Source organism: Modestobacter sp. SSW1-42 (assembly GCF_046635825.1).
Lineage (GTDB): Bacteria > Actinomycetota > Actinomycetes > Mycobacteriales > Geodermatophilaceae > Modestobacter.
The window spans coordinates 189,933-213,526 of the sequence record NZ_JBISCA010000006.1; the positions used below are offsets into that span (position 1 = coordinate 189,933).

Consider the following 23,594-nt stretch of genomic DNA (forward strand, 5'->3'; position numbering starts at 1 on the left):
GCGTTCCGCTGCCAGTTGTCGGACTGGTGTCGATCTGATCGCCTGCCGTCGCTGAGTCGCGCACGACGCGTGCCACCAGTCAGGGCGACACGCGCGAAGCGCCTTTCCATCCCCCGCGGGCTCTCGAAGACCCGGCTCTCCTGGCACATCGGGGGAGGCAGTCGGAACCGCACCGGCAGGGGCGCCAGCGCTTGTCGTCCCGAGAACGGTCGGGTTTTGGGCGGTCCGTTGACGGGTGATTGCGGTCAGTCGGCCTGTGTCGTCGCGGACGGTGAGGAGCTGCAGCACGGCGTCTCCGTCCGGCTCGCGCCCGCCGCCGGATGGAGGGCACGTCCCCGGCTAGGCGTGTGACCGGCTGAGCGTGATGCCGTCGATGGCGGCGTCGGCGATGCGGTTCAGCGTGGCCGCGTCGACGCCGGCCTTGGTGAGTGCCTCGAGTCCGCGGTGGGTCGTGACCACCAGCTGGCCGAGCACCTCCGGATCGGCGTCCGGGTCGACCTGCCCGGCGAGCTGCGCCTGCTCGATGAGCTGCCGGCAGCTGTCGAACAGCGTCCGGAAGGCGGCGAGCGACCGGGCTGCGACGACCTCGTCCTCCAGCGCCAGTTCGGCCGTGCCCTTGGCCAGCAGGCAGCCGACCCGGTCGGTACCGCCGTCGGGGGAGTGGAGCCAGTCGCGCAGGCGGTCCAGCGCCTGGTCCTCCGGGCCCTCGACCCGCGCCGCGGCGGCCTCGTCGGAGGCCGTGCAGTACTCGTCGAACACCCGGTGGAACAGGGCCTCCTTGTCGCCGAACGCGCCGTAGAGGCTGCCCTTGCTCAGGCCGGTGGCCTGGGAGAGGTCCTCGACGGAGGTGCCGTGGTAGCCGGTCTCGTTGAACTGCCGCCGAGCCGCGACGACGACGTCGTGCTCGTCGAACTTCCGTGGTCGTGCCATGACGTCACTCTACGACGTTCTGAACTCCCGGTACAGAACTTCTGGACAGACGGTCCAGAACATGTCAATGTGGACCGCATGTTCAGAACTCCACCCCCACCCGCCGCGGACTTCACCGGCAAGCGGGTGATCGTCACCGGCGGCTCCCGCGGACTCGGCGCGGCCATCGTGCAGCGCCTGCTCGACGGCGGCGCCACCGTCGTCGCCACCGCCCGTACCGCGACCGACGAGACCCCGGCGGCCGCCACCTTCCTCACGGGCGACGTGGGCACCCTCGCGGGGGTGCAGTCCTTCGCCGCCGCGGCGCTCGCCGAGCTGGGCGGCCTCGACGTCCTGGTCAACAACGCCGGCGCCGCACGTGCCCACCCCGGGGGCGTCTCGTCCATCCCCGACGAGGAGTGGCTGGACGCGCTCGACGTCAACTACCTCTCCGCCGTCCGGCTCACCAACGCCCTCCTGCCGGCACTGCGCGAGGCGGGTGCGGGCGGTGTGATCGTCAACATCTCCTCCGCAGCCGCCCTCGTCCCGTCGCCGCCGGTGGCCCACTACTCCGCCGCCAAGGCCGCGCTCAACGCCTACGGCAAGGCCCTCGCCGCCGAGCTCGCACCCGCCGGCATCCGCGTCGCCACCCTCTCCCCGGGCAACGTCCTCACCCCCGGCGCCGACGCGCTCCGCCAGACCATCGCCGATGCCGTGGGCATCTCCCTCGCCGACATCGCGGCCGGCGTCCCCCTGGGGCGGGCCGGCGACCCGCGGGACGTCGCCGAGGCCGTCGCCTACCTCGCCTCCGACCGCGCTCAGTGGGTCACCGGCGCGAGCTTGGTCATCGACGGCGGCGAGCTCCCCGTCTTCTAGCCCGAGCGCCAGTCCGGTCGTCCTGACGGCCGTGGCGGCCCAGCAACCGCATCGCCGCGCCCGGGCCCTACCGCTCGGACGCCCACCGACCGGCCGCAGGTCACCGGTCCCGTGCCCGGCGGCTCCGTGCACCACCCAGACATCACCGAACGACTCACGACCAGGAGAACAGTCATGTCCGAGACCACCACCACCCGCACACCGGCCTACAGCATCACCGAGGTCCTCGACGTCCTCGACCCCGCCGGCGCCCAGCGCTACGCCGAGCTGACCCCGGCCGTGGTCGAGCAGTACGGCGGCCGCTTCCTCGTCCTGGGCGCCCAGCCCACCCCCGCCGAGGGCGAGGCCGGCGTCGCGGTCGCGGTCGTCGAGTGGCCCGACATGCAGACCCTGCAGGCCTGGTACGAGTCCCCGGAGTACGCCCCCGCCCGCGAGATCGCCGCGACCGCGATGCGCCGCCGACTCACCTTCCTGCCCGGCATCAGCCCGACAGCCTGACCCGGCGCAGGGACGCCGGAGAGGAGGACCGGGCTGCAGCACGCAGCCCGGTCCGCATTCGACCTGGCCGTCGCCGGTGGGTCAGCCGAGCTGGACGGCGATGACGGCGACGTCGTCGGAAGGCGTCTCGGCCAGCCGCATCAGCACGTCGCACAGCTCGTCGGGTGCGGCGCCGGCCGGCTGCGCGGCGAGGGTCGCGGTGAGCCGGGCCAGGCCCTGGTCGAGGTCCTGGTCGTGCCGTTCGATGAGCCCGTCGGTGTACGCGATCAGCGTGCTGCCCCGCGGCGCCTCGACGGTGGTCGCGGTGCGCACCGTGGCAGGCTCGACGCCCAGGATCAGCCCGTGCACGTCCTCGAGCAGCTGCACCGCCCCGTCGGGGTGGCGCAGGGCCAGCGGCGGGTGGCCGGCGTTGGCGATCTCCAGCCGCCAGCTGCCCGCACCGTCGCGAGGCCGGTGGGCGTGCACGTGGGCGAGCGTGGCCAGCCCCGGGACGGCGAGCACGTCCATCAGCTCGTCCACGCGGGCCAGGACGTCGGCGGGGTCGGGGCGGGTGGCGTCGTAGGCGCTGGCCCGCAGCAGCCCCCGCAGTTGGCCCATGGTGGCGGCGGCGTCGATGTCGTGGCCGGCGACGTCGCCGATGCTGATCCCGATGCTGCCGTCGGGCAGCGTCATCAGGTCGTAGAAGTCCCCGCCGACCGCGGCGGCCGCCGACGCCGACTCGTACCGCGCGGCCGACCGGACGCCGGGCAGGTCGGGGAGGGTGGGCAGCAGCGCGCGCTGCAGGGTCTCGGCGACCGAGCGCTGACCCTGGTAGAGCCGGGCGTTGTCCAGCGCCAGGCCCGCGCGGCCGGCCAGGTCGGTGAGCAGCTCCACCGCGTCGCGGTCGAAGCCGCCGACCCGGGCGCTGGTGAGCACCAACACGCCCAGGGTGGCGCCGCGGGCCCGCAGCGGCAGGGCGACGAGCGACCCGATGGCCAGGGCGTCGACGTGCTGGTGCACGTCGGAGCCCGGGTAGCGGGTCCGGGTCTCGGCCGAGGCCACGTCGTCGACGAGGGTGGCGACGCCGCTGCGCAGCGACTCCGCGGCGGGCGTGTCCGCCGACAGCGGCCGGCCGGTGACCCGGGTGGTCAGCCGGGCGAGCTCGTCGGCCAGGCCGGCGCGGTGCCGCACCGCGGTCGCGGTGACGACGTCGTCGGCGCCGAGCCGGGCGATGAACGCCGAGTCGGCCAGCGCGGGCACGCACAGCTCGGTGATGCGGTCCATCAGGTCGTCGACGTCCAGCGTGCCGGTCATCGTCGCCGACGCCTCGTTCATCAGCTGCAGCCGCAGCCGCGCGGACTCGGCCGTCTCCCGGGCCAGGCGTTCGGCCTGCAGCGTGGCCTCGCGCTGGTGCTCCAGCCGCACCTGCGTGCTCACGTCGTGCTGCACGCCGACGTAGCTGGTCAGCTCCCCGGCGCCGTCGAAGATCGGGGTGAGGGTGAGCTGGTTCCAGAACGGTGAGCCGTCGGCGCGGTAGTTCAGCAGGGTGACGGTCTCCTGGCGGGCGTCGGCCACCGCCTCGCGGATGGTGGTCACCGCGGCCGGGTCGGTGCCCGGGCCCTGCAGGAAGCGGCAGTTGTAGCCGATCGCCGCCTCGGCGGGGTAGCCGGTCACCGTGGTGAAGGCGGGGTTCACCCAGACCAGCGGGTTGTCCGGCCGGCGGGCGTCGGAGATCGTGAAGCAGACCTCGGTGGCCGCGATCGCCTGCTCGCGCAGCCGCCGCAGCTGGTCGTCGTCCGGGTCCCCGGCGGGCGCCGGGTCGCCCGCCCGCCCGTCGGCGACCGGCAGGAGGACCACCAGGGACAGCTCCTGGTCGGGGCCGTCGAGCCCGCCGCGGCCGTCGCCGGTGACGAGCGGGAAGGCGGTCGTCCACAGCAGGTCGTCGCGGCTCTCGCCGCCGTGCAGGCGCACCGCGACGCCGTCCACCGGCAGACCGCGGGCCACCCGGCCCAACGGACCGTCGGGGCCGGTCAGCGGTTGCCCGGACAGGTCGGTCAGCCCGGCCGCCTCGCCCCAGGCGTCGACGGCCACCGGGAGCCCGATGTCGCCGGCCAGCGCGATCGCCGCCCGGTTGGCGAAGGTGACCAGCCCGTCGACCCGGTTGACCAGCAGGACGGCGACCAGTGAGTCCCCGAGGACGGCGGGCAGCGCCCGTCCGGCGTCGGCGGGCCCGGCAGCGGCCGCCGACGCGGCGGCGAGGACGCCGGCCCGGGCGTCGTGCTGCCCGCTGGTCAGCGGGTCGGGGCGTGGACCGGCCGGTCCCGCCGTCCCGCCGGCGGGGTCCTCGGGGCCGGCAGCGTGCACGGCTCGAAGGGTAGGTGACCTGCGATCGGGTCACGAGCCAGCCGGTCGTCCGCCACCGACAGGGTGCTCAGCGTGCGCACAGCGTCGCCACGGCCTCCGCCGGGGTCGGACGCCGACCGTGGTCGGCAGATCGCTCGACCAGCTGAGGGGACACGATGGACCGCGCACCGCACGAGGGCCCGACCGGCACGTACGAGGGCCGCCGACTGCCGCGGCCGCAGGACGAGGTCGTCGACCAGGGGCTGCGCTTCGACCTGGACACGCTGCTGAGCCGGCGGAGGATGCTCGGGTTCCTCGGCCTGGGCGCGGTCACCGTCGGGCTGGCCGCCTGTGGCGCGGACCCGACGGGCACCTCTGCGTCGTCCCCGGCCGCCGGCACCGCGACCGGGGAGATCCCGGACGAGACCGCCGGCCCCTACCCCGGTGACGGGTCCAACGGGGTGGACGTGCTGACCCGGAGCGGCATCGTCCGCAGCGACATCCGGTCCAGCTTCGGGGACGCCGGCGGGACGGCGGAGGGCGTCCCGATGACCCTCGAGCTGACGATCACCGACCTCGCCGGTGGCGGCGTGCCGTTCGAGGGCGTCGCCGTCTACGTCTGGCACTGCACCCGGGAGGGCGGCTACTCGCTGTACTCCGACGGGATCACCGGGGAGAACTACCTGCGCGGGGTGCAGGTCGCCGACGCCGAGGGGAAGGTGCGGTTCACCAGCATCTACCCGGCCTGCTACTCCGGGCGGTGGCCGCACGTCCACTTCGAGGTCTACCCCGACGAGGCGAGCATCACCGACGCGGCCAACGCGATCGCCACCTCCCAGGTGGCCCTGCCGGCCGACGTCTCCACCGCCGTGTTCGCCACCAGCGGGTACGAGGCCTCGGTGTCCAACCTCGCTCAGGTGAGCCTGGCCGAGGACAACGTGTTCGGCGACGACGACGGCGCCAGCCAGCTCGCGACCGTCACCGGCAGCGTGAGCAGCGGCTACACCGTCGCCCTCACCGCCGCGGTCGACACCGGCACCACCCCGACCGGCGGGCAGGGCGCCGGTGACGGGGCGCCGTCCGGTGCCCCCGGCGGTGGCGGCACCCCGCCCTCCGGCGGTCCGGGCCGTCCGACGTCCTGACCTCGGTCCTGAGGCCGTCGGGGTCAGGCGGCCTGGGCGAGGGCGGTGAGGGTGATGCGCACGTCGCCCGCGGGGCTGGTGGCGATGTCGCGGGTGGGCATGTCGGTGAGGGTGAGGCCGAGCTGGGCGGTGCTGCGCTCCAGGGCCCTGCGCGCCCGGATGACCTGGCGCGCCCCGGTGCCGGCGTCCCACTCGGCCGCGGGGAGCGCGACGGTGACGGTGACGGTCTGCCGCGCCGCCTCGCGGTGCACGGTGCGCACACCGCCGCGCCGCGGGGCCGCCGTCCGGGCGGGGGCCGGGTCCTGCCGGCCGCGCAGGGCGGCCACGCCCAGCAGCAGCGCGGCCAGGCCGAGGACCAGTGCGCCGGTCGCCGTCGGCCCGCCGGTGAACAACCACCCGGCCCCCGGGAGGACGAAGACGGCGCGGGCGAAGGTGACGTCGCGGGTGGACACCTGCCACGGGTCGACGGCTGGGTTCGCATCGCCCTGGGTGGTCATCCAGGTGCGACCGTTGGTCATCTCGCCGACCTCCGTGACCCGGTGCATCACCGGCCGGTCGCCGACGGTCTCGTAGGGCGCGGGCGGCTTGAAGGCGACGACGTCCCCGGCGACGACGTCACGACCGTCGACGGGCACGGTGAGCACGAGGGCGCCGGTGGGGGCGTAGGGAGCCATCGACCCGGTCAGGACCGGCAGCAGCCGGGCGCCCAGCAGGCCGCCGACGGTGAGGCCGGCGGCGAGCGCGAGCACCAGGCCGTAGCCGAGGGCACGGGCGAGGCGGCCGGTGGCGCTGCGGGTGGCCGTGGTCATGACGTGGTCCGATCTGCTCCTGGCCGGAAGGCGGGGGCGAGAGGAGTGAAGCTGGCGGCGCTGGCGACCCCGAGCACCCGCACCTTGAAGCTGATGCGCCCACCCGGGGCGACGGGCGCGGGGGTCGTGTAGGTGCCGGTGGTGCCGCCGAGGACGGCGGCGAAGCCGGGCGTGGTGACCGTGCCGTTGCAGAAGCCGGTGGTCGTGTTCCAGGACCCGGAGCAGATCTGGGCCGGGGAGGCGCCGACGACAGTGGCGGTGGTGATCGTCGCCGCGAGCGTGGCAGCGGTGGTCGAGGTGTTGACCAGGTCGACGTACCCGATGTTCTCCACCACCAGGCCGCGGATGATGTAGACGCCGTCCGAGCCGATCGTGCCGGCGGTGTTGAGGTTGGACCACGACTGGGTGGTCTTGGCCATCGACACGTTCGCCGACACCTGTGCGGTGCCCGTCCACCCCGCCAGCGCGGCGGGGGAGGCGCCGCCGGCCGTGCCGGCCACGCCCGCCGCGGCGACGACCAGACCGGCGAGCAGGCGCCGCGGCGCCCCACCGCGCAGGTGGTGTGCCGGGCGGGGCGTCCACCTCTGTGGGGAGGGGTGGGCGCCGGTGCGCGGGGAGCGGAGCACGGCCAGGGCCCCTGGCTCAGCTCAGCGTGCGGTCGTTGCCACCGACGAGGGTGTTGTTGACCGAGATGGTGAGCGAGCCGTTCTTGCCCTGCAGCGTGGCCGGGGCGCCCTCGGCGAAGGTGAACTTGTAGCGCACGTGCTGCACGGCGGTCGCGCCGGTGGCGATGACCCCGTGGTTGACCGTCACCGGGGCGGCCGCCGTCGGGGTGCCGCTGCCGATGGGGGCGCTGACCGTGCCGGCGCAGACGCCGGTGGCGGGGACCCACGCCCCGGTGCAGGTGGTGGCCTCGACGGCGATGTGGCCGACCAGGTCGCCGCCGGCGGCGACGGTGCCGGTGAAGGTGTTGGGGCCCGTGCCGTCGTTGCGCACGTCGACGTAGCGGTAGAAGAAGTCCTTGGGCACCAGGTTGGAGACACCGCTGAAGGTGAAGGTGCCGCCGTTGGCGTCCAGCAGCGCGGCGCTCCCGCTCGCGGCCGACAGGGCACCGGACTGGGCGCTGGCGGTGGTCTCCCAGGCGGCGAACGCGCCGGTGCTCAGCATGGTGGCACCTCCGACGGCCAGGGCGATCGCGGCGACCCGCCGGCGCCGGCGGACCGGGGCCTGCGGGGCCAGCTGGTTGACGACGACGGTGATCGCCGAGTCGTCGAAGGTCGTCTGCGTCGCGGTGCTGGTCATGGTCTCGTTCCCCCCGTTGCGCCGTGGTGGCGGTGTACCGGGACGAGTGCGTCCCGATGGCCCGAGGAACGGCTGCACCAACGGCTGGCTTGAGAGTCGTTGGTGCACGCTCACCCCTCGGGGTGAGGTGCCGGAGCGGCGGGGACTGGGGCTCCCGCCGGGAGGGAAGTGACACCAGTTGCAGACTTTTTGTGTACGACCCGTTGGGGCACCTACCGTCGCGTCGTGGACCGCCCCCAGCCCAGCGTCGTGCTCAAGGACCAGATCTGCTTCGCCCTCTACCGCGCCTCCCGGGCGGTCACCGCCCGGTACCGCCCGATGCTGGAGCGGATGGGCATCACCTACCCCCAGCTGCTGGTCCTCATGGTGCTGTGGGAGGAGGACGGCCTGACCGTGCGCGAGGTCAGCAGCCGGCTCGACCTGGACTCCGGGACCATGACGCCGATGCTCAAGCGGCTGGCCGCCCTGGACTTGGTCACCCGGGAGCGCGACCCCGAGGACGAGCGTCTGGTGCGCGTCCGGCTCACCGAGGCCGGCCGGGCGCTGGAGCAGCCCGCCTGTGGCGTCTCGGAGATGATGATCGGCGCCCTGGCGCTGGACATGGCCCAGTTCACCGCCCTGAAGGACCAGCTCGAGACGCTGACCGAACAGGTGAGCTCCTACAGCACCGCCCGCTGACCGACGTCGTGCTGGGGGCGGCCGGGCCGCCGGAGCGCGTGGCTATCGTCGCCCGGTGCACCTGGCGCTCGAGCTGCTCGTCCTCGCGTTCGGCACCGCCTCGTACGCCGTCGGTGCCCGCGACATCCTGGTCCGGGGCTATGCGCCGAGCGTCTTCAGCCGGGTCGTCTGGCTGCTGCTGGCCGTCATCAGCTGCGCCGGTGTCGTCGCCAGCGGGAGCGGGTCCGGAGCGGTGCTGCTCGCCGTCGTGTTCCTGGTCGGCAACGCGCTCATCTGCCTGCTGAGCGTCTGGAAGGGCACCCGGGGGATCGGCCGGCTCGAGTACGTGTGCCTGGCGATCCTGGTGGTCAGCGCCGTGGTGTGGCTGGTGTTCGACGCGCCGGTGGTCAGCCTGGTCATCAGCCTGTTGGCGCACCTCGTCGGTGGAGCCCCGACCTACCGCCGCGCCTGGCAGCGCCCTGGCAGCGAGAGCGCCGGCTTCTGGTCGCTGTTCCTGGTCGCCAGCGTCTTCAGCCTCCTCGCGTCCCTGGGAGAGCCGACGCAGTCGCTGGTCTTCCCGCTCTACTTCGTGCTGTTCGACGGGGGCATGACCGTGCTGGCGCTGCGGCGAGGGCGCTAGGCCCGGTCAGCAGACCTCCTGGACGACGACTGGCCGCCCGTCTGCGAGCCGGGAGACCGTCGCCGCGGCCCGGTCCCTGGTCCCGCTGCCCGGGACCGGCCACGATCACCGCATGAGCCCGTCGAACAGCCGTCCCGCCGCGGGCTTCCTCCTCGCCCTCGTCCTCGGCGCCCTCACCTGGGCGGCGTGGCTGGGCTGGGACCGGACGGCGTCGTTCGACGTGGTGACGGACTCCGTGCAGTACCCCTACGTGACCCTCCAGGTGCTCGGGTGCGCGCTCACCGTGCTGGTGCTGACGGCGGTCCTCGCGGCGCGGGGCCGGCCCGTGCTGGCGGCGTCCGGCGTGGGGCTGGGCTTCTGGCTGGTCTGGACCGTGGACGCCGCGTCCCGGGACGACAGCGGCCTGTTCGTGGTCGGGGCGTTCTTCCTGGCCTTCGGGCTGGCCGCCGGCACCGCGCTGGCCGCGCTCGCCGGTGTCGGCGTGCGCACGTTCCTCGCGCGGCGGCGGGGCGGACGGGCCTGACCGGCCTCAGGCGGCCGGCCGGTCCACACGGCGGAGCTGCCGCGGCCGGACGACCTCAGGACGCGGGCTCAGTGGCCGGTGAACCGGGCGGGCCGCTTGGCCAGGAACGCCTCGACGGCCTCGCGGTGGTCGGCGGACGCGCCCAGCTCCGCCTGCAGCCGCGCCTCCAGCGCGAGCGTCTCCGCCAGCGGGTCGGTGCCGGCGGTGGCGAGCACCGTCTTCACCGCGCGGTACGCCGCGGTCGGTCCGGCGGCGAGCCGGGCGGCCAGCGCCTGCGCCGCGGCGTGCACCTGCTCGGCCGGGACGACGCGGTGCACCAGGCCCCACCCGCCGGCGGTCTCAGCGGTGAACGGCTCGGCCAGCAGCAGCAGCTCGGTCGCGCGGGAGCCGCCGACGCAGTGCACCAGCCGGGCGGCCACCGCCGAGTCGCTGGACAGCCCGATCCCGGCGAACGCCGTGCTCAGCTTCGCCCCGGCCGCGGCGACCCGCAGGTCACCGGCCAGCGCCAGGCCCAGCCCGGCGCCGGCGCACGCGCCGTTGACCCCCACGACCACCGGCACCGGGACGGCGGCGAGGGCCAGCAGCAGCGGGTTGTACTCGGCCTCCACGACCCCGAGGGAGTCCGCGGCGCCGCGGCGCAGGACCTCCGCGTGCTCGGTGAGGTCCTGCCCGAGGCAGAACGCCCGGCCGGTGCCGGTGAGCACGACCGCGCGCACCGCCGCGTCGGCCGACACCTCCCGGACGGCGGCCAGCAGCTCGGTGCGCAGCCGGGACGTCAGCGCCGGCTGCTGCAGGGTCAGTGTCGCGACGCCGTCGGCATCGCTGCGGGTCACGGTGGGCTGGGACATCGTCGTCCTCTCGGTCGCGCGGCGCGGTGGAGCGTCCCCGAGATTGTGCGGTCGCGGTCCAACGCCGGGGCGTCGGGCTGCGTACCTCCTGGCGACGGTCCTCCACGGGGCCGCACGGACGGCCCGGCCCCGGTCCGTCCAGGCAGTACCGACGACAGGAGATCACCATGTCCAGGATGCGCACACGGGTCGCCACCGGAGCGGCCGTGCTCGGTCTCGTGCTGGTCACCGCGCCCGCCGCCCTCGCGACGGGGAACGGTCAGCCCGGTGGCCACCCCGCCGCCGGCGGGTCCCAGGGAGAGCGGTTGAAGGCGGTCGGCCTGACCCCCGACGGCCTGCGGCTGGTCTCCTTCGACACCGACCGGCCGGAGCGGGCCCGCGACCTCGGGGGAGTCCGCGGCCTGACCGGGGACACCCGGCTGGTGGGCATCGACCACCGCCCGGCGAACGGGCAGCTCTACGGCGTGGGGGACGCGGGCGGGATCTACACGCTGGTCGACGCGAGGGCCACGAAGGTCTCCCAGCTGAGCACCGCCCTGGCCGGCACGTCCTTCGGCGTCGACTTCAACCCGGCGGTCGACCGGCTGCGGATCGTCAGCAACACCGGTCAGAACCTGCGGCACAACGTGGACGCGCAGGGCGGCACCCTCGTCGACGGCACGCTGAGCTACCCGGCGGTCGCGCCGGCCACCACGCCCACGACGGCGACCGGCGTCACCGCGGCCGCCTACACCAACAACGACGCAGACGCCGCCACGGCCACGACGCTGTTCGACGTGGACACCGCGCTGGACCAGGTCGTCGTCCAGTCCCCGGCCAACGCGGGGCTGCTCGCCGCCACCGGCGAGCTCGGGGTCGACGCCACCGGGGACGCCGGCTTCGACATCTACAGCTCGGTGCGCGAGGGCAGCACGGTGGACCTGTTCCCCTACGTCACCCTGCGGGTCGGTGACCGGTACGGCCTCTACGAGGTGTCGCTGCTGACCGGCCGGGTCACGGCGGAGGGCGACTTCCCCCGGGACCGACAGGTCGGCGACCTGGCGATCGTGCCCCGCCAGCGCTGACCGTCCCAGCCGGCCGACCCTGCCGCCCGCCCCGCCGACCGGCGTGGTGGGCGGCAGGCCCGTCCCTCCGGGGACCGGGGCTGTACCGGAGGACGACGGCCACCTAAGGTGAGCCTGCCCTACGTCGGACGACGAGGGATCTGATCCGGAGGTCCGTCATGGGGCAGGTGTTCGCCGCCAGCTACCTCATCGGTCTGCGTGAGGGCCTGGAGATGGTCCTCATCGTCAGCGTGCTGGTCGCCTACCTGGTCAAGACCGGCCGCAGGCAACACCTGCTGCCCGTCTGGGCCGGGGTGGGCGCCGCGGCCGCGCTGTCGATCGGCTTCGGCTGGGCGCTGAGCTACGTGTCCACCACCGTGCTCGGCGGCCCCGGCCAGGAGCTCTTCGACGCGGTCACGTCCACGCTCGCCGTCGTCCTGGTCACCTGGATGGTGTTCTGGATGCGGCGCACCGCGCGCCGGCTGTCCGGTGAGCTGCGCGGGAAGCTCGACGGCGCGATCGGCCTGGGCGTGGGCGCCGTCGTCGGCATCGCCTTCCTCTCCGTGGCCCGTGAGGGCCTGGAGACGACGCTGCTGTTCTTCGCCTCCGCGCAGGGCGCCACCACCTCGGCCCCGCTGCTCGGCCTGGGCGCGGGGCTGCTCACCGCCGTCGTCGTGGGCATCGGCCTGTACGCCGGCGCAATCCGGATCAACCTGTCGCGCTTCTTCATGGTCAGCGGCGCGCTGCTGGTGCTGGTCGCCGCCGGGATCCTCAAGTACGCGGTGCACGACTACCAGGAGGCCGGCGTCCTGCCGGGCCTGTCGACGCACGCCTTCGACGCCTCCGGCTGGCTCGACCCGGGCAGCTGGTACGGCGCACTGGCCGCCGGCCTGTTCAACATCACCCCCCAGCCCACCGTGCTGGAGACCATCGCCTGGCTCGCCTACCTGGTCCCGGTGCTGGTGCTGTTCCTGCTGCCCGCCCGCGCCACCCGTTTCCCCGCCCGCAAGAACTCGGCCGGCAGCACGCCGGCCCCCGTCGTCTCGGAGACCACTGAGCATGTCGAAGCCCGCGCGTAGGCGCACCACCCTGGCCGTCCTGGCCGGGACGGCCGCCCTCTCCCTCGCCGCCTGCGGCAGCGAGGACCCGGCGGTCGCGGGGTCCGCGGCCGCCGCCGACGACATCGCGGTCGCCGCCAGCGACGACGCGTGCGACGTGGCGTCGTCCGAGCTGCCGGCCGGGGTGCACCAGTTCACCGTCACCAACTCCGGCAGCAAGGTCACCGAGTTCTACGTCTACGCCGCCGGCGACCGCGTGATGGCCGAGGTCGAGAACATCGCCCCCGGCGTCGCCCGCGAGCTGCGCGTCGAGCTGCCGGCCGGTGAGTACGAGACCGCCTGCAAGCCCGGCATGATCGGCGACGGCATCCGCTCGGCGCTGGTCGTCTCCGGCGAGGCCACCGCGCTGTCCCAGGACGAGTCGCTGGCCCAGGCCGGCGTCGACTACCAGCGCTACGTGCAGTCCCAGACCGGCGCGCTGCTGGAGCAGACCACCGCGTTCACCGACGCCGTGAAGGCCGGCGACATCGAGGGCGCCAAGGCGCTGTTCCCGGTCGCCCGCACGTACTGGGAGCGGATCGAGCCGGTGGCCGAGAGCTTCGGCGACCTCGACCCGATCATCGACGGCCGCGAGGGCGACCAGGCCGAGGGCGAGGACTTCACCGGGTTCCACCGCATCGAGAAGGCGCTGTGGGAGACCGGCGACGTGTCCGACATGGGCCCCTACGCCGACCAGCTGAAGGGCAACGTCGAGGAGATCGTCGCCCGGGCCGACGAGGTCACCCTCGACCCGCTGCAGCTGGCCAACGGCGCCAAGGCCCTGCTCGACGAGATCGCCACCGGGAAGATCACCGGCGAGGAGGACCGCTACAGCCACACCGACCTGTGGGACTTCGCGGCCAACCTCGAGGGCTCCGAGGCCGCGGTCCAGGCGCTGCGGCCCCACCTGGAGACCCACGACGCCGAGCTGGTCGCCGAGATCGACGAACGCTTCGCCGCCACGGAAGAGGAGCTGGGCCAGTACCGTTCCGGTGACGGGTGGACGTCGTACGAGCAGCTCACGCAGGACCAGCTGCGCGGGCTCAGCGACTCCATCACGGCGCTGACCGAGTCGGTCAGCCAGGTCGCCGCCGTCGTCGCGGAGAAGTGAGTCCACGCCTGCCATGAGCTCTGAGGGTCTGTCGCGCCGCCGCTTCTTCGGGCTGGCCGGTGCCGGCACGGCCGGCGTCCTCGCCGCCGGTGCCGCCGGTGGCGCGATCGGGCGGGCCACCGCTGACGAGCCGGTCGCGCCGGCGGCCTCGACGGCCACCGACGCCGTCCCCTTCACCGGCGAGCACCAGGCCGGGATCGTCACCCCGGCGCAGGACCGGCTGCACTTCGTCGCCCTCGACGTCATCACCGACGACCGCGACGAGCTCGTCGAGCTGCTGCAGGCATGGACGGCGGCCGCGCGCCGGATGACCGCCGGGCAGGACGCCGGTGAGGTCGGCGCGGTCGAGGGCGGCCAGTACGCCGTCCCCGACGACACCGGCGAGGCCCTCGACCTCCCGCCGTCCGGGCTGACCCTGACCATCGGGTTCGGGCCGACGCTGTTCACCACGGCCGAGGGCGTCGACCGGTTCGGGCTGGCCGGTCGCCGCCCGGCGCCGCTCGCCGACCTGCCGTCCTTCCCCGGCGATGCCCTCCGCCCGGAGATCAGCGGCGGCGACCTGTGCCTGCAGGCGTGCGCCAACGACCCGCAGGTGGCCGTGCACGCCGTCCGCAACCTGGTGCGGCTGGGCGCCGGGGTGGTCAGCGTCCGCTGGTCGCAGCTCGGCTTCGGCCGCACGTCGTCGACCTCGAGCGCGCAGGCCACGCCGCGCAACCTGTTCGGCTTCAAGGACGGCACCGACAACCTCAAGGCCGAGGCGCCCAAGGCCCTCGACCAGTTCGTCTGGGTGGCCGACGGCGACCCCGGCTCCGACTGGCTGGCCGGGGGCTCCTACGTGGTCACCCGGCGGATCCGGATGCGGATCGAGCAGTGGGACAGCGCCACCCTCGCCGACCAGGAGCAGACGATCGGCCGCACCAAGAAGGCCGGTGCCCCGCTGGGCCAGGCCGCGGAGTTCGACCCGGTCGACCTGGCCTCGTCGGCGATGCCGGCGAGGTCGCACGTCGCCCTCGCCCACCCCACCAACAGCGGGACGGCGATCCTGCGGCGCGGCTACAGCTTCGTCGACGGCACCGACGGGCTGGGCCGGCTGGACGCCGGGTTGTTCTTCATCGCCTACCAGCGCGACCCCGGGACCGGGTTCGTGCAGGTGCAGAGGAACCTGCGCACCGATGCGATGAACGAGTACGTCCAGCACACGTCGTCCGCGGTGTTCGCCTGCCCACCCGGGGTCACCGGCCCCGACGACTGGTGGGGCCGCGCGCTCTTCTCCTGACCGTCAGTGGTGCGCGGCCGCGCGCTCCAGCACCCAGCCCGACCCCGCGCAGCCGTGCGGCAGCGGTGGGAAGCGGTGGCCCTTGACGTCGGTGGACTCGTAGGCGTGGTCGTGGTCGGACACGTCGCAGCGGTAGATGCCGCTGACCTCGACGATCTGACCGGGGTGGAACACACGGGTCTGGTCGGCCATCCCCGGCCGGTACCCGGGTGCACGGGCGCGCATGCGGCGCGGGTCACCCGCCCGCTGCGGTTGGCCGCCCGGTGACCCGGGCAGAGCAGCGCGGATCGGCCGAGCCCAGGCCACAGGAACCTCCCGGCCCGGGTCGGGGACCACCCAGGAGTCCGCGTGTCCGGCCTGTCCCTGCCCCTGTTGCTCCTGGTCTTCGCCGCGGCGGCCGGCGTCATCTGGGTGGCCGGCGTCCAGCTGTCGAACCAGACCGATGTCCTGGCCACGCGACTGCACCTCGGGACGGCGCTGGGCGGGCTGGTCCTGCTGGCGATCGCGACCAACCTGCCCGAGATCGCGATCACCGTCAGCGCCGCCCTGTCGGGCAACCTCGACGTCGCGGTGGGCAACCTGCTCGGCGGCATCGCCATCCAGACCGTCGTCCTGGTGGCGCTGGACGCCTTCGGGGTGAAGGGCCGGCGCCCCCTGATGTACCGCGCGGCGTCGCTGGTCCTGGTGCTGGAGGGCGCGCTGGTCGTCGGCGTGCTGGCGATCGTCATCGCGGGCAGCCAGCTGCCCGACTCGCTGGTGGTCGGCGGGGTCGGGCCGGCGTCGGTGCTGATCGCCGTGCTGTGGGTCGCCGGCCTGCTGCTGCTCCAGCGCGCCCAGAAGGGCCTGCCCTGGCACGAGCAGGGCAACGCCCCCGACGGCCAGGACGAGCCGCGGGGCCACAGCCAGGCCAAGACCGAGGCGAAGGCCACCACCGACGGCACCAGCACCGCGAAGGCCGCGAGCATCTTCGGCGTCGCCGCGCTGCTGACCCTGGTCGCCGGTGTGGTGCTGGAGCGCAGCGGCGACGCGATCGCCGACCAGGTCGGGCTGACCGGCGTCCTGTTCGGCGCGACCGTGCTGGCCGCCGCCACCTCGCTGCCCGAGCTGTCCACCGGCCTGACGTCGGTCAAGGCGGGTGACCACCAGCTCGCCGTCAGCGACATCTTCGGCGGCAACGCGTTCCTGCCCGTGCTCTTCCTGCTGGCCTCGCTGATCTCCGGGGAGGCGGTGCTGCCGCAGGCCCAGGCCACCGACGTGTACCTGACCGCGCTCGCCGTCCTGCTGACCCTGGTCTACATGACCGGGCTGGTGTTCCGGCCGGGACGGCGGATCGCGCGGATGGGCGTCGACTCGATGGTGGTGCTGGTGCTCTACGCCGTGGGGGTCGTCGGGCTGGTGGCCATCGCCGGCGGTTGAGCCGGCGGCAGCACGGCCCGGCTGTGCTCGACGTTGCTGACCCAGACGGCCTCCGGGTGGGTGTCGACGCCCGCGGCGACGTCCTCGGCGGTGCGCAGCTTGGCGACCTTGTGCACCAGGACCCCGAACCCGACCTTGGCCAGGACGTCGGCGGCGGAGTAGGCCAGCTGGATCGCGGTCAGCCAGGCAGCGGTGACGTCGACGAACACCGGCACCGCGTAGACCAGCGGGTAGACACCGAAGGTGGCCAGCAGCACGATCGCGGCGTTGCGCAGGCTCACCGCCGCCTCGCGGCCGATCGTCGGGATCGAGGAGCGCACCGCGCCGATCAGCGCGACGTACAGGTAGCCGTAGAAGGCGGTCGAGACCAGTCCCCACAGCACCAGCGCCGTGGTGTCGCGCCCCTCGCCGACCACCTGCGCCCCCAGGTGGCCGGTGAGGATCATCAGGAAGGCGGCCGTCATGGTGCTGGCGCGCAGCTTCCGGGCCCGGGCGCCGGCCAGCGAGCACACGGCCAGCAGCTCGGCGGTCAGCAACGGCACGGTGACCGACCAGTCGACGTACCGCGGCGAGAGCGCCAGCCGGGCCTGGTCGGTGGGCACGTAGCCGGCGTCGGTCAGGTCGTAGCCGGCGCCCCACCGCAGGAAGAGCAGGAGGTACGACAGCGCCGCCACCGCCCCGACGCACAGGCCCAGCATCACCGCCGGGCGGTACCGGACGCCGACCTCGCTGCGGCTCGTCCAGCTGTACAGGGCGTACGCCAGCAGCGCGAACCCCGCGCCGGCGAGGGCGTACTCGACCAGGTCGTACTGGCCCCGGGTGAGGGTCTGCAGCTCGGGTGGAGGGGAGTCGGCGAGGAGCACGCGCCCGACTACCCCGTCGCCGCGACCGGGAACCCGCCACCGGCTTGCCCCACCGGTGCCCGACCGGCGAGGCTGCCCGCATGACCCGCGTGGTGTTCGCGCCGGACTCCCTCAAGGGCACGCTGGGCGCCGCCGAGGCGGCCGACGCCCTGGCCGTGGGCTGGCGCCGCGTGCACCCGGACGACGAGCTGCGCACCCTCCCGCTGGCCGACGGCGGCGAGGGCACCCTGGAGGCGCTCGGCCACGACGTCCCGCCCAGCGCCTGGCGCACCGAGCCGGTGACCGGCCCCGACGGCCGCCCGGTGGACGCCGCGTGGCTGCTGCTCCCCGACGGGACGGCGGTCGTCGAGATGGCCCGGGCTGCGGGCCTCCCGCTGCTGACCGAGCCGGACCCGCTCGGCGCCACCACCCGCGGGCTGGGGGAGCTGCTGGCCGCCGTCGTCGCCGACCCGGCCGTGCACCGGGTGCTGCTCACCCTGGGCGGCTCGTGCACCACCGACGGCGGCACGGGCGCCCTCGCGGCGCTGGGCGCACGGTTCCTCGACGCGGACGGCGCCGAGCTGCCGCCCGGGGGTGCCGCGCTGGCCCGGCTGGCCCGGGTCGACCTCGCCGGCCTGGTGCCGCCGCCGTCCGGTGGGGTGCAGTGCCTGGTCGACGTGACCGCCCCGCTGCTCGGGCCGCTCGGCGCCGCCGGCCAGTTCGGCCCGCAGAAGGGCGCCTCGCCGGAGCAGGTGACCGAGCTCGACGCCGCGCTCGCCCGGCTGGCCGACGTCCTCGGCGGGGACCGGGAGGCGGCGGGCGCCGGTGCGGCCGGCGGGACCGCCTACGGGTTCGCGACCTGCTGGGGCGCGGGCTCGGTGAGCGGCGCGCGGGCGGTGGCCGAGGCCGCCGGCCTGGACGCCGCCCTGCGGACGGCGGACCTGGTGGTGACCGGCGAGGGGCAGTTCGACGCCCAGTCGTTGCGCGGCAAGGTCGTCGGCCACCTCGTCGCCCGGGCCGGTGCGGCCGGGGTGCCGGTGGCCGTCGTCGCGGGCCGGATCGGGGCCGACGCGCCGCCGGGGGTGCGGGCGCTGTCGCTCACCGACCTGGCCGGGTCCGTCGCCGCGGCGATGGCCGACCCGGCCCGCTGGCTCGCCGCCGCAGGTGGACAGTTGGCGCGGGAACAGTCCGTCACCCGCTGACGTTGGCCGACCTGCGATCATGGGTCCGTCGGCATGTGTACGACCGCCCGCGCGGGGGCATCCCTCCACCCGGTGCGTCCGGCCCGCCAGCGCCGGCCGGCTGGAGTTCGCACCGGACGACGAGGCGGGGACGAGGGGACGGCGCACGTGACGGAGCCCATGAGGAAGGTCCTCGGGAACCGCTACGAGCTGCGCACGCTGCTCGCCGCCGGGGGCATGGGGCAGGTCTGGAGCGCTGAGGACCAGCTGCTCGGCCGTCCCGTCGCGGTCAAGGTCCTGCGCAGCGAGTTCACCGGCGACGAGGTCTTCCTCGCCCGGTTCCGCGCCGAGGCCCAGCACGCCGCCGCGCTCAGCCACCCCAACATCGCCGCCGTCTACGACTACGGCGAGGAGCCGGTCGGCGACACCTCCGACGAGCACCTCGCCTACCTGGTGATGGAGCTGGTCGAGGGCGAGTCGCTGTCGGTGCAGCTGGCCCGGGTCGGGAAGCTCAGCGCCGACCGCACGGTCGACGTCCTGCGGCAGACCGCCGCCGCGCTCGCCGCCGCCCACGCGGCCGGCGTGGTGCACCGCGACGTCAAGCCGGGCAACGTGCTGGTCCGCCAGGACGGCGTCGTCAAGATCACCGACTTCGGCATCGCCTGGTCGGCGGGCAGCGTCCCGCTCACCAAGACCGGTCAGGTCGTCGGCACCGCCTCCTACCTCTCCCCGGAGCAGGCCGCCGGCGCGCACGCCACCGCCGCCAGCGACGTCTACTCCCTGGGCATGGTCGGCTACGAGTGCCTCACCGGGCGGCGGGCCTTCGACGGCGACAACTCCGTCACCATCGCCCTGCGGCACCTGCGCGACCAGCCCGAGCCGCTGCCCGAGGACGTCCCGGCCGGTATCCGCACCCTCGTCGAGCGGGCCATCGTCAAGGACCCGGCGCAGCGCTACCCCGACGGCGCCGCCGTGGTCGCCGCGGTCGACGAGGTCCTCGCCGGCCGGCAGCTCCCGCCGGTGCAGCGCACCGACACCCAGAGCTTCTGGCTGCTGCCCGACGCAGCGGCCTACTCCGGCGCCTCCGCCGCCCGCGCCGCCGCAGCCGCGCCCGCCGGCGGGAGCCGGGTGGCCCGGATGCTGGTCCCCGTCCTGGCGCTGCTGGTCGGCGCCGGGGTCGCCACCGCCGTGCTGCAGACCGTCGCGCCCGGCGCCGACACCACCGCCACGGCCGCCGCGGTCGACCTCGGCGCGGCCGGACCGGCCACCGACGCCCCCGAGCCGGTCGAGGTCCGGGCCGCCGACTACGTCGGCCGCCCCGTCGCCGCGGTGCAGGCCCAGCTGGAGAGCCTCGGTCTGCTCGTCCAGCTCGAGGAGGTGACCACCGACACCGCCGTACCCGGCACGGTGGTCGACGTCGCCCTGCTGGCCGACGGCACGACCGTCGTCGTCAGCCACGCCGTCGCGCCGGAGGCCCCGGCGCCGACGTCCGCTGCGCCGCGCCGGGCCACCGAGCAGGTGGTGCAGCGTCCGGCCGACACCACGGACGCCGCCCCCACCACCTCGGCGCCCGCGCCCGCGCCGTCGACGACGGCCCCCAGCACCTCCGCGCCCGCACCCACCCCGACCACCAGCGCTCCGGCCGAGCAGATCACCCCGCCCGCCGACCCGACGACGACGGCGCCGACCACACCGGCCGAGCAGACCCAGCCCACCGGGGGCAGCACGCCGCCGTCGAGCCCGGGCGGCGGGGACGAGACCGAGCCGACGACCAGCCCGACCTCCCCCGCGCCGACCACCGGCGGCGGGGGCGGCGACGGGGGTGGCGAGAAGGACAAGGGCAAGGAGCAGGGCAAGGAGCAGGGCAAGGAGAAGGACAAGGGCGAGGTCAGCGCCCAGGGCTGACCCCGATCAGCCCCGGCGGTCCGTCCGGGCGGCCGGCAGCACGCGCCGCCCGGCCGCCCGGCTCCCCAGCACCAGGCAGACGCCGGCCGCGGCGAGCAGCACCCGCCCCGGCGCGGCCTCCGGCCCGCCCAGCAGCAGGCCGACGGCCACCGCGCCCAGCGCGGCGGTCAGCAACCGGTCCCGTCCGGTGCGCAGCCCGGCCACGGCCAGCAGGACGGCGGCCACGACCGCGACCCGCGCCGGGACCTCGGCGCCGGACAGCGGACCGGACCACGGCAGGCCCAGCGACGCGGCGACCAGGACGGCCCCGGCCGCGAGCCAGCCCCGCCCCGGGGTCACTCGCTGCGCCCCGGTGCCAGCCACAGCGCGCCCGCGGCGGCACCGAGCGCCGCGGTCAGCCAGAACCCGCGGTCGCTGGCCACCAGCGGGAGCCCGACGAGCACCCAGAACACGCCCAGCGCCGCGACGCCACCGGCGCCCACCCGCCAGGCGGTGCGCGCGGGCAGGCCGCGGCCCAGCAGCTTGACCACCAGCGGGGCCAGCGCCACCAGGACCGCGACCGTCGCGAAGGCCGACCAGGTCGGCACGACCTCCCACAGCGACCGGGTCCCGTCCTCGAGCACCAGCCCGACCTGCAGCAGGACGACCGCCAGGGCGCCCAGGCCCAGGCCGGCCAGCACGGCCCGGCCGCCGACCGCGCGCCGGACACCGGCCAGTTGCGCGCCGGCCCGGTGCGCGGCGCCCGGCTGGGCGGCTGCGGGCTGGGCCGGGTCGGCACCGCGGTGGTCGCCGGACGGCTGGGCCGGCGCGGACACCGGGGAGGTGTGCGGGTGGGGGTCGGGCGTGGACACGGGCGCCGTCGAGGGCCCGGGCACCGGCGCCGGGACGCCGGCCACCACGGGGTCGACGACCGGGTGGGCGTCGTACCCGGCCGGCTCGTCGCGGACCGGGGGGAACTGGGCGGTGCGGAAGGGCTCGGCCGGCGGCGGCACGACCACGGGCTCCGGCTCGACGGTCTGCTCGGAGCGCTGGCTCGGCGGCACCAGGATCGACTGGGTGCGCGGGCCCTCGGCCGGCGGCGGGGCCGCGGACAGGTCGGTGGCGGACGCGGCCGTGCTGCCGGTGCCGTCGGTGTGCGGCTGCGGCTCGGGGATCGGCGGGTGCGGCTGGCTCATCGGTCCTCCTCGGTGGGCGCCGGACGCACCGGCGGCCCCGGTCCCCACCGGTGCGGAGAGCTGGACAGGGCGGGAGCCACCGTAACCGCGGCCCCTGGGGGCGACCGTCGTCCCGCGCCGGTCGGGGCCCGCGCGCCTAGGGTCGGGACGTGACAGCGCGCGCAGGCATCGTGGTGACCGGTACCGAGGTGCTCACCGGCCGGGTGGCCGACCGCAACGGCCCGTGGCTGGCCGAGGCGCTGCGGGTGCTCGGCGTCGACGTGACCGCGGTCGTGGTGGTCGGCGACCGGCCCGGCGACCTGACCGCGGCGCTGGGCTTCCTGGCCGGCAGCGGTGTCGACCTGGTGATCACCAGCGGCGGCCTGGGGCCCACCGCCGACGACCTGACCGCCGAGGTGGTGGGCGACTCCCAGGGCCGCCCCTCGGCGGTCGACCCCGCGCTCGAGCAGCGGATCGCCGACGTCGTCGCCCGGCTCATCGCCCGCCGCGGCTGGCGGGTCGACCCCGTCGCCACCGCGGCCGGGACGGCGAAGCAGGCGCGGGTGCCGGCCGGTGCGACCGTCGTCGAACCCGTCGGGACCGCGCCCGGGCTCGTCGTCCCGGTCGCCGAGGGGCGCAGCGGCCCGCCGGTGCTGGTGCTGCCCGGCCCGCCCTCGGAGCTGCAGGCCATGTGGCCGGCCGCCGTCGCCACCGACCTGGTGCGCCGCGCGCTGGCCGGCGCCACCGAGCTGCGCCAGTCGACACTGCGGCTGTGGGGCACGCTGGAGTCCGAGCTGGCCGCCACCCTGCGCCGGGTCGACGACCAGCTCGCCGGCCTGGAGGTCACCACCTGCCTGCGCGACGGCGAGCTCGAGATCGTCACCCGCTACGCCCCCGATGCCGCCCCGGCCTACGCGCGGCTCCGGCAGGCGGTCGAGACCGACTTCGGGGCGACGCTGTTCAGCGACGGGCCGACGCTCGACGAGGTGGTGACCACCGCCCTGGTCGACGCCGGTCTGCGGGTGGCGGTGGGCGACTCGTGCACCGCCGGCCTGCTCACCGCCCGGCTCACCGCCCCGGCCGGCGCCTCGGCGTGGCTGCTCGGTGGGGTGTCGGCCTACGCGAACAGCGCCAAGGAGCAGCTGCTCGACGTGCCGGCCGAGCTGATCGCCGCTCACGGCGCGGTGGGCCCCGAGGTCGCCCGGGCGATGGCCGAGGGCGCGCGCCACCGGTTCGGCGCCGACGTCGGCATCGGCGTCACCGGCATCGCCGGCCCGGGCGGTGGGACGCCGGACAAGCCGGTGGGCACCGTGCACCTGGCGGTGGTGACGCCCGACGACGTCCGCACCCGGTCCGTCGTCCTCCGCGGTGGGCGGGACGCCGTCCGGGAACGGACGACGACCCTGGCGGTGCACCTGCTGCGCGAGCTGCTGCTGGGCGGCCCGCCGGCCTGAGCCCGCACGGTTCCACGTGGAACGGCCGGGGCATGGGCCGGGGGTGACCACGCTGACCCTGCACGCCACCGGCCCCGTCGACCCCGCGGAGGCGTGGAGCCGCTATCTGCACCCGGCCCGCTGGTCGAGCTGGTCGCCGTACATCACCGGCGCGGACACCGAGGCCGTGCAGATCGCGCAGGGCGTCACCGGCCGGGTGCGCGGACCCGGGGGCATCTCGGTGCCCTTCCTCGTCGACGAGGTCGACGCGGCCACCCGCCGCTGGCGGTGGACGGTGCAGGTGGGCCCGGCCCGGCTCACCCTGCTGCACTGGGTCACCCCCGGCCCGGACGGCGGGACGACGACGGGTCTGCGGCTGCGTGGTCCGCTGCCGCTGGTGCTCGGCTACTCACCGGCGGCGCTGCTGGCCCTGCACGGGCTGGTCCGCGCCTGATCGCGGTGTCGGCCGCAGCAGCGGGAGGGCGGCCTCGTACCGTGCGCCCTGTGAGCGCACAGTCCCGGTCCGCGGAGCAGCGGTGACCCCCCGCACCCGCCGCCGGGCCACGGCTCCCGCGGGCACGCCGGTGGCGCCGACCCGCCCACCGGTCCG

At 75.4% G+C, this 23,594-nt stretch carries 25 protein-coding genes; 15 read left to right on the forward strand and 10 right to left on the reverse strand.

Annotated features, from left to right (window positions below; genetic code table 11):
• Positions 1-339: 339 nt before the first annotated feature.
• Entirely contained in the window at positions 340-930 is a 591-nt protein-coding gene (locus ACGBYP_RS20135) for a TetR/AcrR family transcriptional regulator (protein WP_411587023.1), read from the reverse strand.
• A 78-nt stretch (positions 931-1,008) separates the two neighbouring features.
• On the opposite strand from ACGBYP_RS20135, the gene ACGBYP_RS20140 reads away from it, so the two are divergent.
• Positions 1,009-1,785: an oxidoreductase gene (locus ACGBYP_RS20140; RefSeq protein ID WP_411587256.1), complete on the forward strand. Its 777-nt coding sequence runs from the start codon at positions 1,009-1,011 to the stop codon at positions 1,783-1,785.
• A 174-nt stretch (positions 1,786-1,959) separates the two neighbouring features.
• Positions 1,960-2,283 (forward strand): DUF1330 domain-containing protein, encoded by a 324-nt coding sequence (locus tag ACGBYP_RS20145; protein ID WP_411587024.1) that lies wholly within the window; start codon positions 1,960-1,962, stop codon positions 2,281-2,283.
• An 81-nt stretch (positions 2,284-2,364) separates the two neighbouring features.
• Here the strand turns inward: ACGBYP_RS20145 and ACGBYP_RS20150 are convergent, their stop codons facing one another.
• Positions 2,365-4,626, reverse strand: a complete 2,262-nt coding sequence (locus ACGBYP_RS20150) for a SpoIIE family protein phosphatase (protein ID WP_411587026.1) — start codon at positions 4,624-4,626, stop codon at positions 2,365-2,367.
• Positions 4,627-4,781: 155 nt separating this feature from the next.
• Between ACGBYP_RS20150 and ACGBYP_RS20155 the strand changes: the two genes are divergently transcribed.
• Positions 4,782-5,747, forward strand: a complete 966-nt coding sequence (locus ACGBYP_RS20155) for an intradiol ring-cleavage dioxygenase (protein ID WP_411587028.1) — start codon at positions 4,782-4,784, stop codon at positions 5,745-5,747.
• Positions 5,748-5,770: 23 nt separating this feature from the next.
• On the opposite strand, the gene ACGBYP_RS20160 is transcribed toward ACGBYP_RS20155, so the two are convergent.
• Genes ACGBYP_RS20160 through ACGBYP_RS20170 form a run of 3 tightly spaced genes read right to left on the reverse strand, consistent with a single transcriptional unit; the run spans position 5,771 to position 7,858 of the window.
• Positions 5,771-6,556 carry a signal peptidase I gene (locus tag ACGBYP_RS20160; RefSeq protein WP_411587029.1) on the reverse strand — a complete coding sequence of 262 codons (786 nt, stop codon included), beginning with the start codon at positions 6,554-6,556 and terminating at the stop codon, positions 5,771-5,773.
• Complete coding sequence (locus tag ACGBYP_RS20165; protein ID WP_411587030.1) at positions 6,553-7,182, reverse strand: hypothetical protein; 630 nt, start codon at positions 7,180-7,182, stop codon at positions 6,553-6,555. Before ACGBYP_RS20165 ends, ACGBYP_RS20160 begins: the two co-directional genes overlap by 4 nt.
• A gap of 16 nt (positions 7,183-7,198) precedes the next feature.
• Positions 7,199-7,858 (reverse strand): hypothetical protein, encoded by a 660-nt coding sequence (locus ACGBYP_RS20170; RefSeq protein WP_411587032.1) that lies wholly within the window; start codon positions 7,856-7,858, stop codon positions 7,199-7,201.
• A 225-nt stretch (positions 7,859-8,083) separates the two neighbouring features.
• Here ACGBYP_RS20170 and ACGBYP_RS20175 point away from each other — a divergent pair, with 225 nt between their 5' ends.
• The 3 genes from ACGBYP_RS20175 (at position 8,084) to ACGBYP_RS20185 (ending at position 9,678) form a co-directional block, all read left to right on the forward strand.
• Positions 8,084-8,536 carry a MarR family winged helix-turn-helix transcriptional regulator gene (locus ACGBYP_RS20175; RefSeq protein WP_411587033.1) on the forward strand — a complete coding sequence of 151 codons (453 nt, stop codon included), beginning with the start codon at positions 8,084-8,086 and terminating at the stop codon, positions 8,534-8,536.
• Between the two features lie 55 nt (positions 8,537-8,591).
• A complete protein-coding gene (locus ACGBYP_RS20180) occupies positions 8,592-9,155 on the forward strand; it encodes a hypothetical protein (protein ID WP_411587035.1) in 564 nt (187 codons plus the stop codon).
• Positions 9,156-9,267: 112 nt separating this feature from the next.
• Positions 9,268-9,678, forward strand: a complete 411-nt coding sequence (locus ACGBYP_RS20185) for a hypothetical protein (protein WP_411587036.1) — start codon at positions 9,268-9,270, stop codon at positions 9,676-9,678.
• 68 nt (positions 9,679-9,746) lie between these two features.
• Here ACGBYP_RS20185 and ACGBYP_RS20190 read toward each other — a convergent pair whose 3' ends face one another.
• Positions 9,747-10,526, reverse strand: coding sequence for an enoyl-CoA hydratase-related protein (locus ACGBYP_RS20190; RefSeq protein ID WP_411587037.1), 780 nt, complete (start codon positions 10,524-10,526; stop codon positions 9,747-9,749).
• A gap of 176 nt (positions 10,527-10,702) precedes the next feature.
• On the opposite strand from ACGBYP_RS20190, the gene ACGBYP_RS20195 reads away from it, so the two are divergent.
• The 4 genes from ACGBYP_RS20195 to efeB all read left to right on the forward strand — a co-directional run bounded on the left by ACGBYP_RS20195 (position 10,703) and on the right by efeB (position 15,053).
• Positions 10,703-11,590: a DUF4394 domain-containing protein gene (locus tag ACGBYP_RS20195; RefSeq protein ID WP_411587039.1), complete on the forward strand. Its 888-nt coding sequence runs from the start codon at positions 10,703-10,705 to the stop codon at positions 11,588-11,590.
• A 158-nt stretch (positions 11,591-11,748) separates the two neighbouring features.
• Positions 11,749-12,648 carry an iron uptake transporter permease EfeU gene (gene efeU / locus ACGBYP_RS20200; RefSeq protein ID WP_411587040.1) on the forward strand — a complete coding sequence of 300 codons (900 nt, stop codon included), beginning with the start codon at positions 11,749-11,751 and terminating at the stop codon, positions 12,646-12,648.
• Positions 12,629-13,777, forward strand: a complete 1,149-nt coding sequence (gene efeO, locus ACGBYP_RS20205) for an iron uptake system protein EfeO (protein ID WP_411587042.1) — start codon at positions 12,629-12,631, stop codon at positions 13,775-13,777. Before efeU ends, efeO begins: the two co-directional genes overlap by 20 nt.
• Before the next feature lie 13 nt (positions 13,778-13,790).
• A complete protein-coding gene (gene efeB / locus ACGBYP_RS20210; RefSeq protein ID WP_411587045.1) occupies positions 13,791-15,053 on the forward strand; it encodes an iron uptake transporter deferrochelatase/peroxidase subunit in 1,263 nt (420 codons plus the stop codon).
• 3 nt (positions 15,054-15,056) lie between these two features.
• On the opposite strand, the gene ACGBYP_RS20215 is transcribed toward efeB, so the two are convergent.
• Complete coding sequence (locus ACGBYP_RS20215; RefSeq protein ID WP_411587048.1) at positions 15,057-15,245, reverse strand: hypothetical protein; 189 nt, start codon at positions 15,243-15,245, stop codon at positions 15,057-15,059.
• Between the two features lie 156 nt (positions 15,246-15,401).
• Here ACGBYP_RS20215 and ACGBYP_RS20220 point away from each other — a divergent pair, with 156 nt between their 5' ends.
• Complete coding sequence (locus ACGBYP_RS20220) at positions 15,402-16,469, forward strand: sodium:calcium antiporter (protein WP_411587050.1); 1,068 nt, start codon at positions 15,402-15,404, stop codon at positions 16,467-16,469.
• On the opposite strand, the gene ACGBYP_RS20225 is transcribed toward ACGBYP_RS20220, so the two are convergent.
• Positions 16,424-17,332 (reverse strand): bacteriorhodopsin, encoded by a 909-nt coding sequence (locus ACGBYP_RS20225; RefSeq protein WP_411587052.1) that lies wholly within the window; start codon positions 17,330-17,332, stop codon positions 16,424-16,426. The genes ACGBYP_RS20220 and ACGBYP_RS20225 overlap by 46 nt on opposite strands.
• Before the next feature lie 80 nt (positions 17,333-17,412).
• Between ACGBYP_RS20225 and ACGBYP_RS20230 the strand changes: the two genes are divergently transcribed.
• Both ACGBYP_RS20230 and ACGBYP_RS20235 read left to right on the forward strand, forming a co-directional pair.
• Positions 17,413-18,513, forward strand: a complete 1,101-nt coding sequence (locus tag ACGBYP_RS20230) for a glycerate kinase (protein ID WP_411587054.1) — start codon at positions 17,413-17,415, stop codon at positions 18,511-18,513.
• A 159-nt stretch (positions 18,514-18,672) separates the two neighbouring features.
• Positions 18,673-20,397: a protein kinase domain-containing protein gene (locus ACGBYP_RS20235; protein ID WP_411587056.1), complete on the forward strand. Its 1,725-nt coding sequence runs from the start codon at positions 18,673-18,675 to the stop codon at positions 20,395-20,397.
• Between the two features lie 6 nt (positions 20,398-20,403).
• Here the strand turns inward: ACGBYP_RS20235 and ACGBYP_RS20240 are convergent, their stop codons facing one another.
• Both ACGBYP_RS20240 and ACGBYP_RS20245 read right to left on the reverse strand, forming a co-directional pair.
• Positions 20,404-20,736 (reverse strand): hypothetical protein, encoded by a 333-nt coding sequence (locus ACGBYP_RS20240; protein WP_411587058.1) that lies wholly within the window; start codon positions 20,734-20,736, stop codon positions 20,404-20,406.
• The gene (locus ACGBYP_RS20245; protein WP_411587061.1) at positions 20,733-21,572 is read right to left on the reverse strand and encodes a hypothetical protein; all 840 of its coding nucleotides are present in this window, start codon (positions 21,570-21,572) and stop codon (positions 20,733-20,735) included. Before ACGBYP_RS20245 ends, ACGBYP_RS20240 begins: the two co-directional genes overlap by 4 nt.
• A 149-nt stretch (positions 21,573-21,721) precedes the next feature.
• On the opposite strand from ACGBYP_RS20245, the gene ACGBYP_RS20250 reads away from it, so the two are divergent.
• Together ACGBYP_RS20250 and ACGBYP_RS20255 are read left to right on the forward strand one after the other, a co-directional pair.
• Positions 21,722-23,005 (forward strand): competence/damage-inducible protein A, encoded by a 1,284-nt coding sequence (locus ACGBYP_RS20250; protein ID WP_411587062.1) that lies wholly within the window; start codon positions 21,722-21,724, stop codon positions 23,003-23,005.
• Positions 23,006-23,048: 43 nt separating this feature from the next.
• Entirely contained in the window at positions 23,049-23,438 is a 390-nt protein-coding gene (locus ACGBYP_RS20255) for an SRPBCC family protein (RefSeq protein ID WP_411587064.1), read from the forward strand.
• The last annotated feature ends 156 nt before the right edge of the window (positions 23,439-23,594 follow it).

Coding starts and splice junctions, on each gene's coding strand:
- ACGBYP_RS20135 (WP_411587023.1), bottom strand. CDS start 930: ATGGCACGACCACGGAAGTTCGACGAGCACGACGTCGTCGTCGCGGCT.
- ACGBYP_RS20140 (WP_411587256.1), top strand. CDS start 1,009: ATGTTCAGAACTCCACCCCCACCCGCCGCGGACTTCACCGGCAAGCGG.
- ACGBYP_RS20145 (WP_411587024.1), top strand. CDS start 1,960: ATGTCCGAGACCACCACCACCCGCACACCGGCCTACAGCATCACCGAG.
- ACGBYP_RS20155 (WP_411587028.1), top strand. CDS start 4,782: ATGGACCGCGCACCGCACGAGGGCCCGACCGGCACGTACGAGGGCCGC.
- ACGBYP_RS20160 (WP_411587029.1), bottom strand. CDS start 6,556: ATGACCACGGCCACCCGCAGCGCCACCGGCCGCCTCGCCCGTGCCCTC.
- ACGBYP_RS20170 (WP_411587032.1), bottom strand. CDS start 7,858: ATGACCAGCACCGCGACGCAGACGACCTTCGACGACTCGGCGATCACC.
- ACGBYP_RS20185 (WP_411587036.1), top strand. CDS start 9,268: ATGAGCCCGTCGAACAGCCGTCCCGCCGCGGGCTTCCTCCTCGCCCTC.
- ACGBYP_RS20190 (WP_411587037.1), bottom strand. CDS start 10,526: ATGTCCCAGCCCACCGTGACCCGCAGCGATGCCGACGGCGTCGCGACA.
- ACGBYP_RS20195 (WP_411587039.1), top strand. CDS start 10,703: ATGCGCACACGGGTCGCCACCGGAGCGGCCGTGCTCGGTCTCGTGCTG.
- efeU (WP_411587040.1), top strand. CDS start 11,749: ATGGGGCAGGTGTTCGCCGCCAGCTACCTCATCGGTCTGCGTGAGGGC.
- efeO (WP_411587042.1), top strand. CDS start 12,629: ATGTCGAAGCCCGCGCGTAGGCGCACCACCCTGGCCGTCCTGGCCGGG.
- efeB (WP_411587045.1), top strand. CDS start 13,791: ATGAGCTCTGAGGGTCTGTCGCGCCGCCGCTTCTTCGGGCTGGCCGGT.
- ACGBYP_RS20215 (WP_411587048.1), bottom strand. CDS start 15,245: ATGGCCGACCAGACCCGTGTGTTCCACCCCGGTCAGATCGTCGAGGTC.
- ACGBYP_RS20230 (WP_411587054.1), top strand. CDS start 17,413: ATGACCCGCGTGGTGTTCGCGCCGGACTCCCTCAAGGGCACGCTGGGC.
- ACGBYP_RS20235 (WP_411587056.1), top strand. CDS start 18,673: ATGAGGAAGGTCCTCGGGAACCGCTACGAGCTGCGCACGCTGCTCGCC.
- ACGBYP_RS20245 (WP_411587061.1), bottom strand. CDS start 21,572: ATGAGCCAGCCGCACCCGCCGATCCCCGAGCCGCAGCCGCACACCGAC.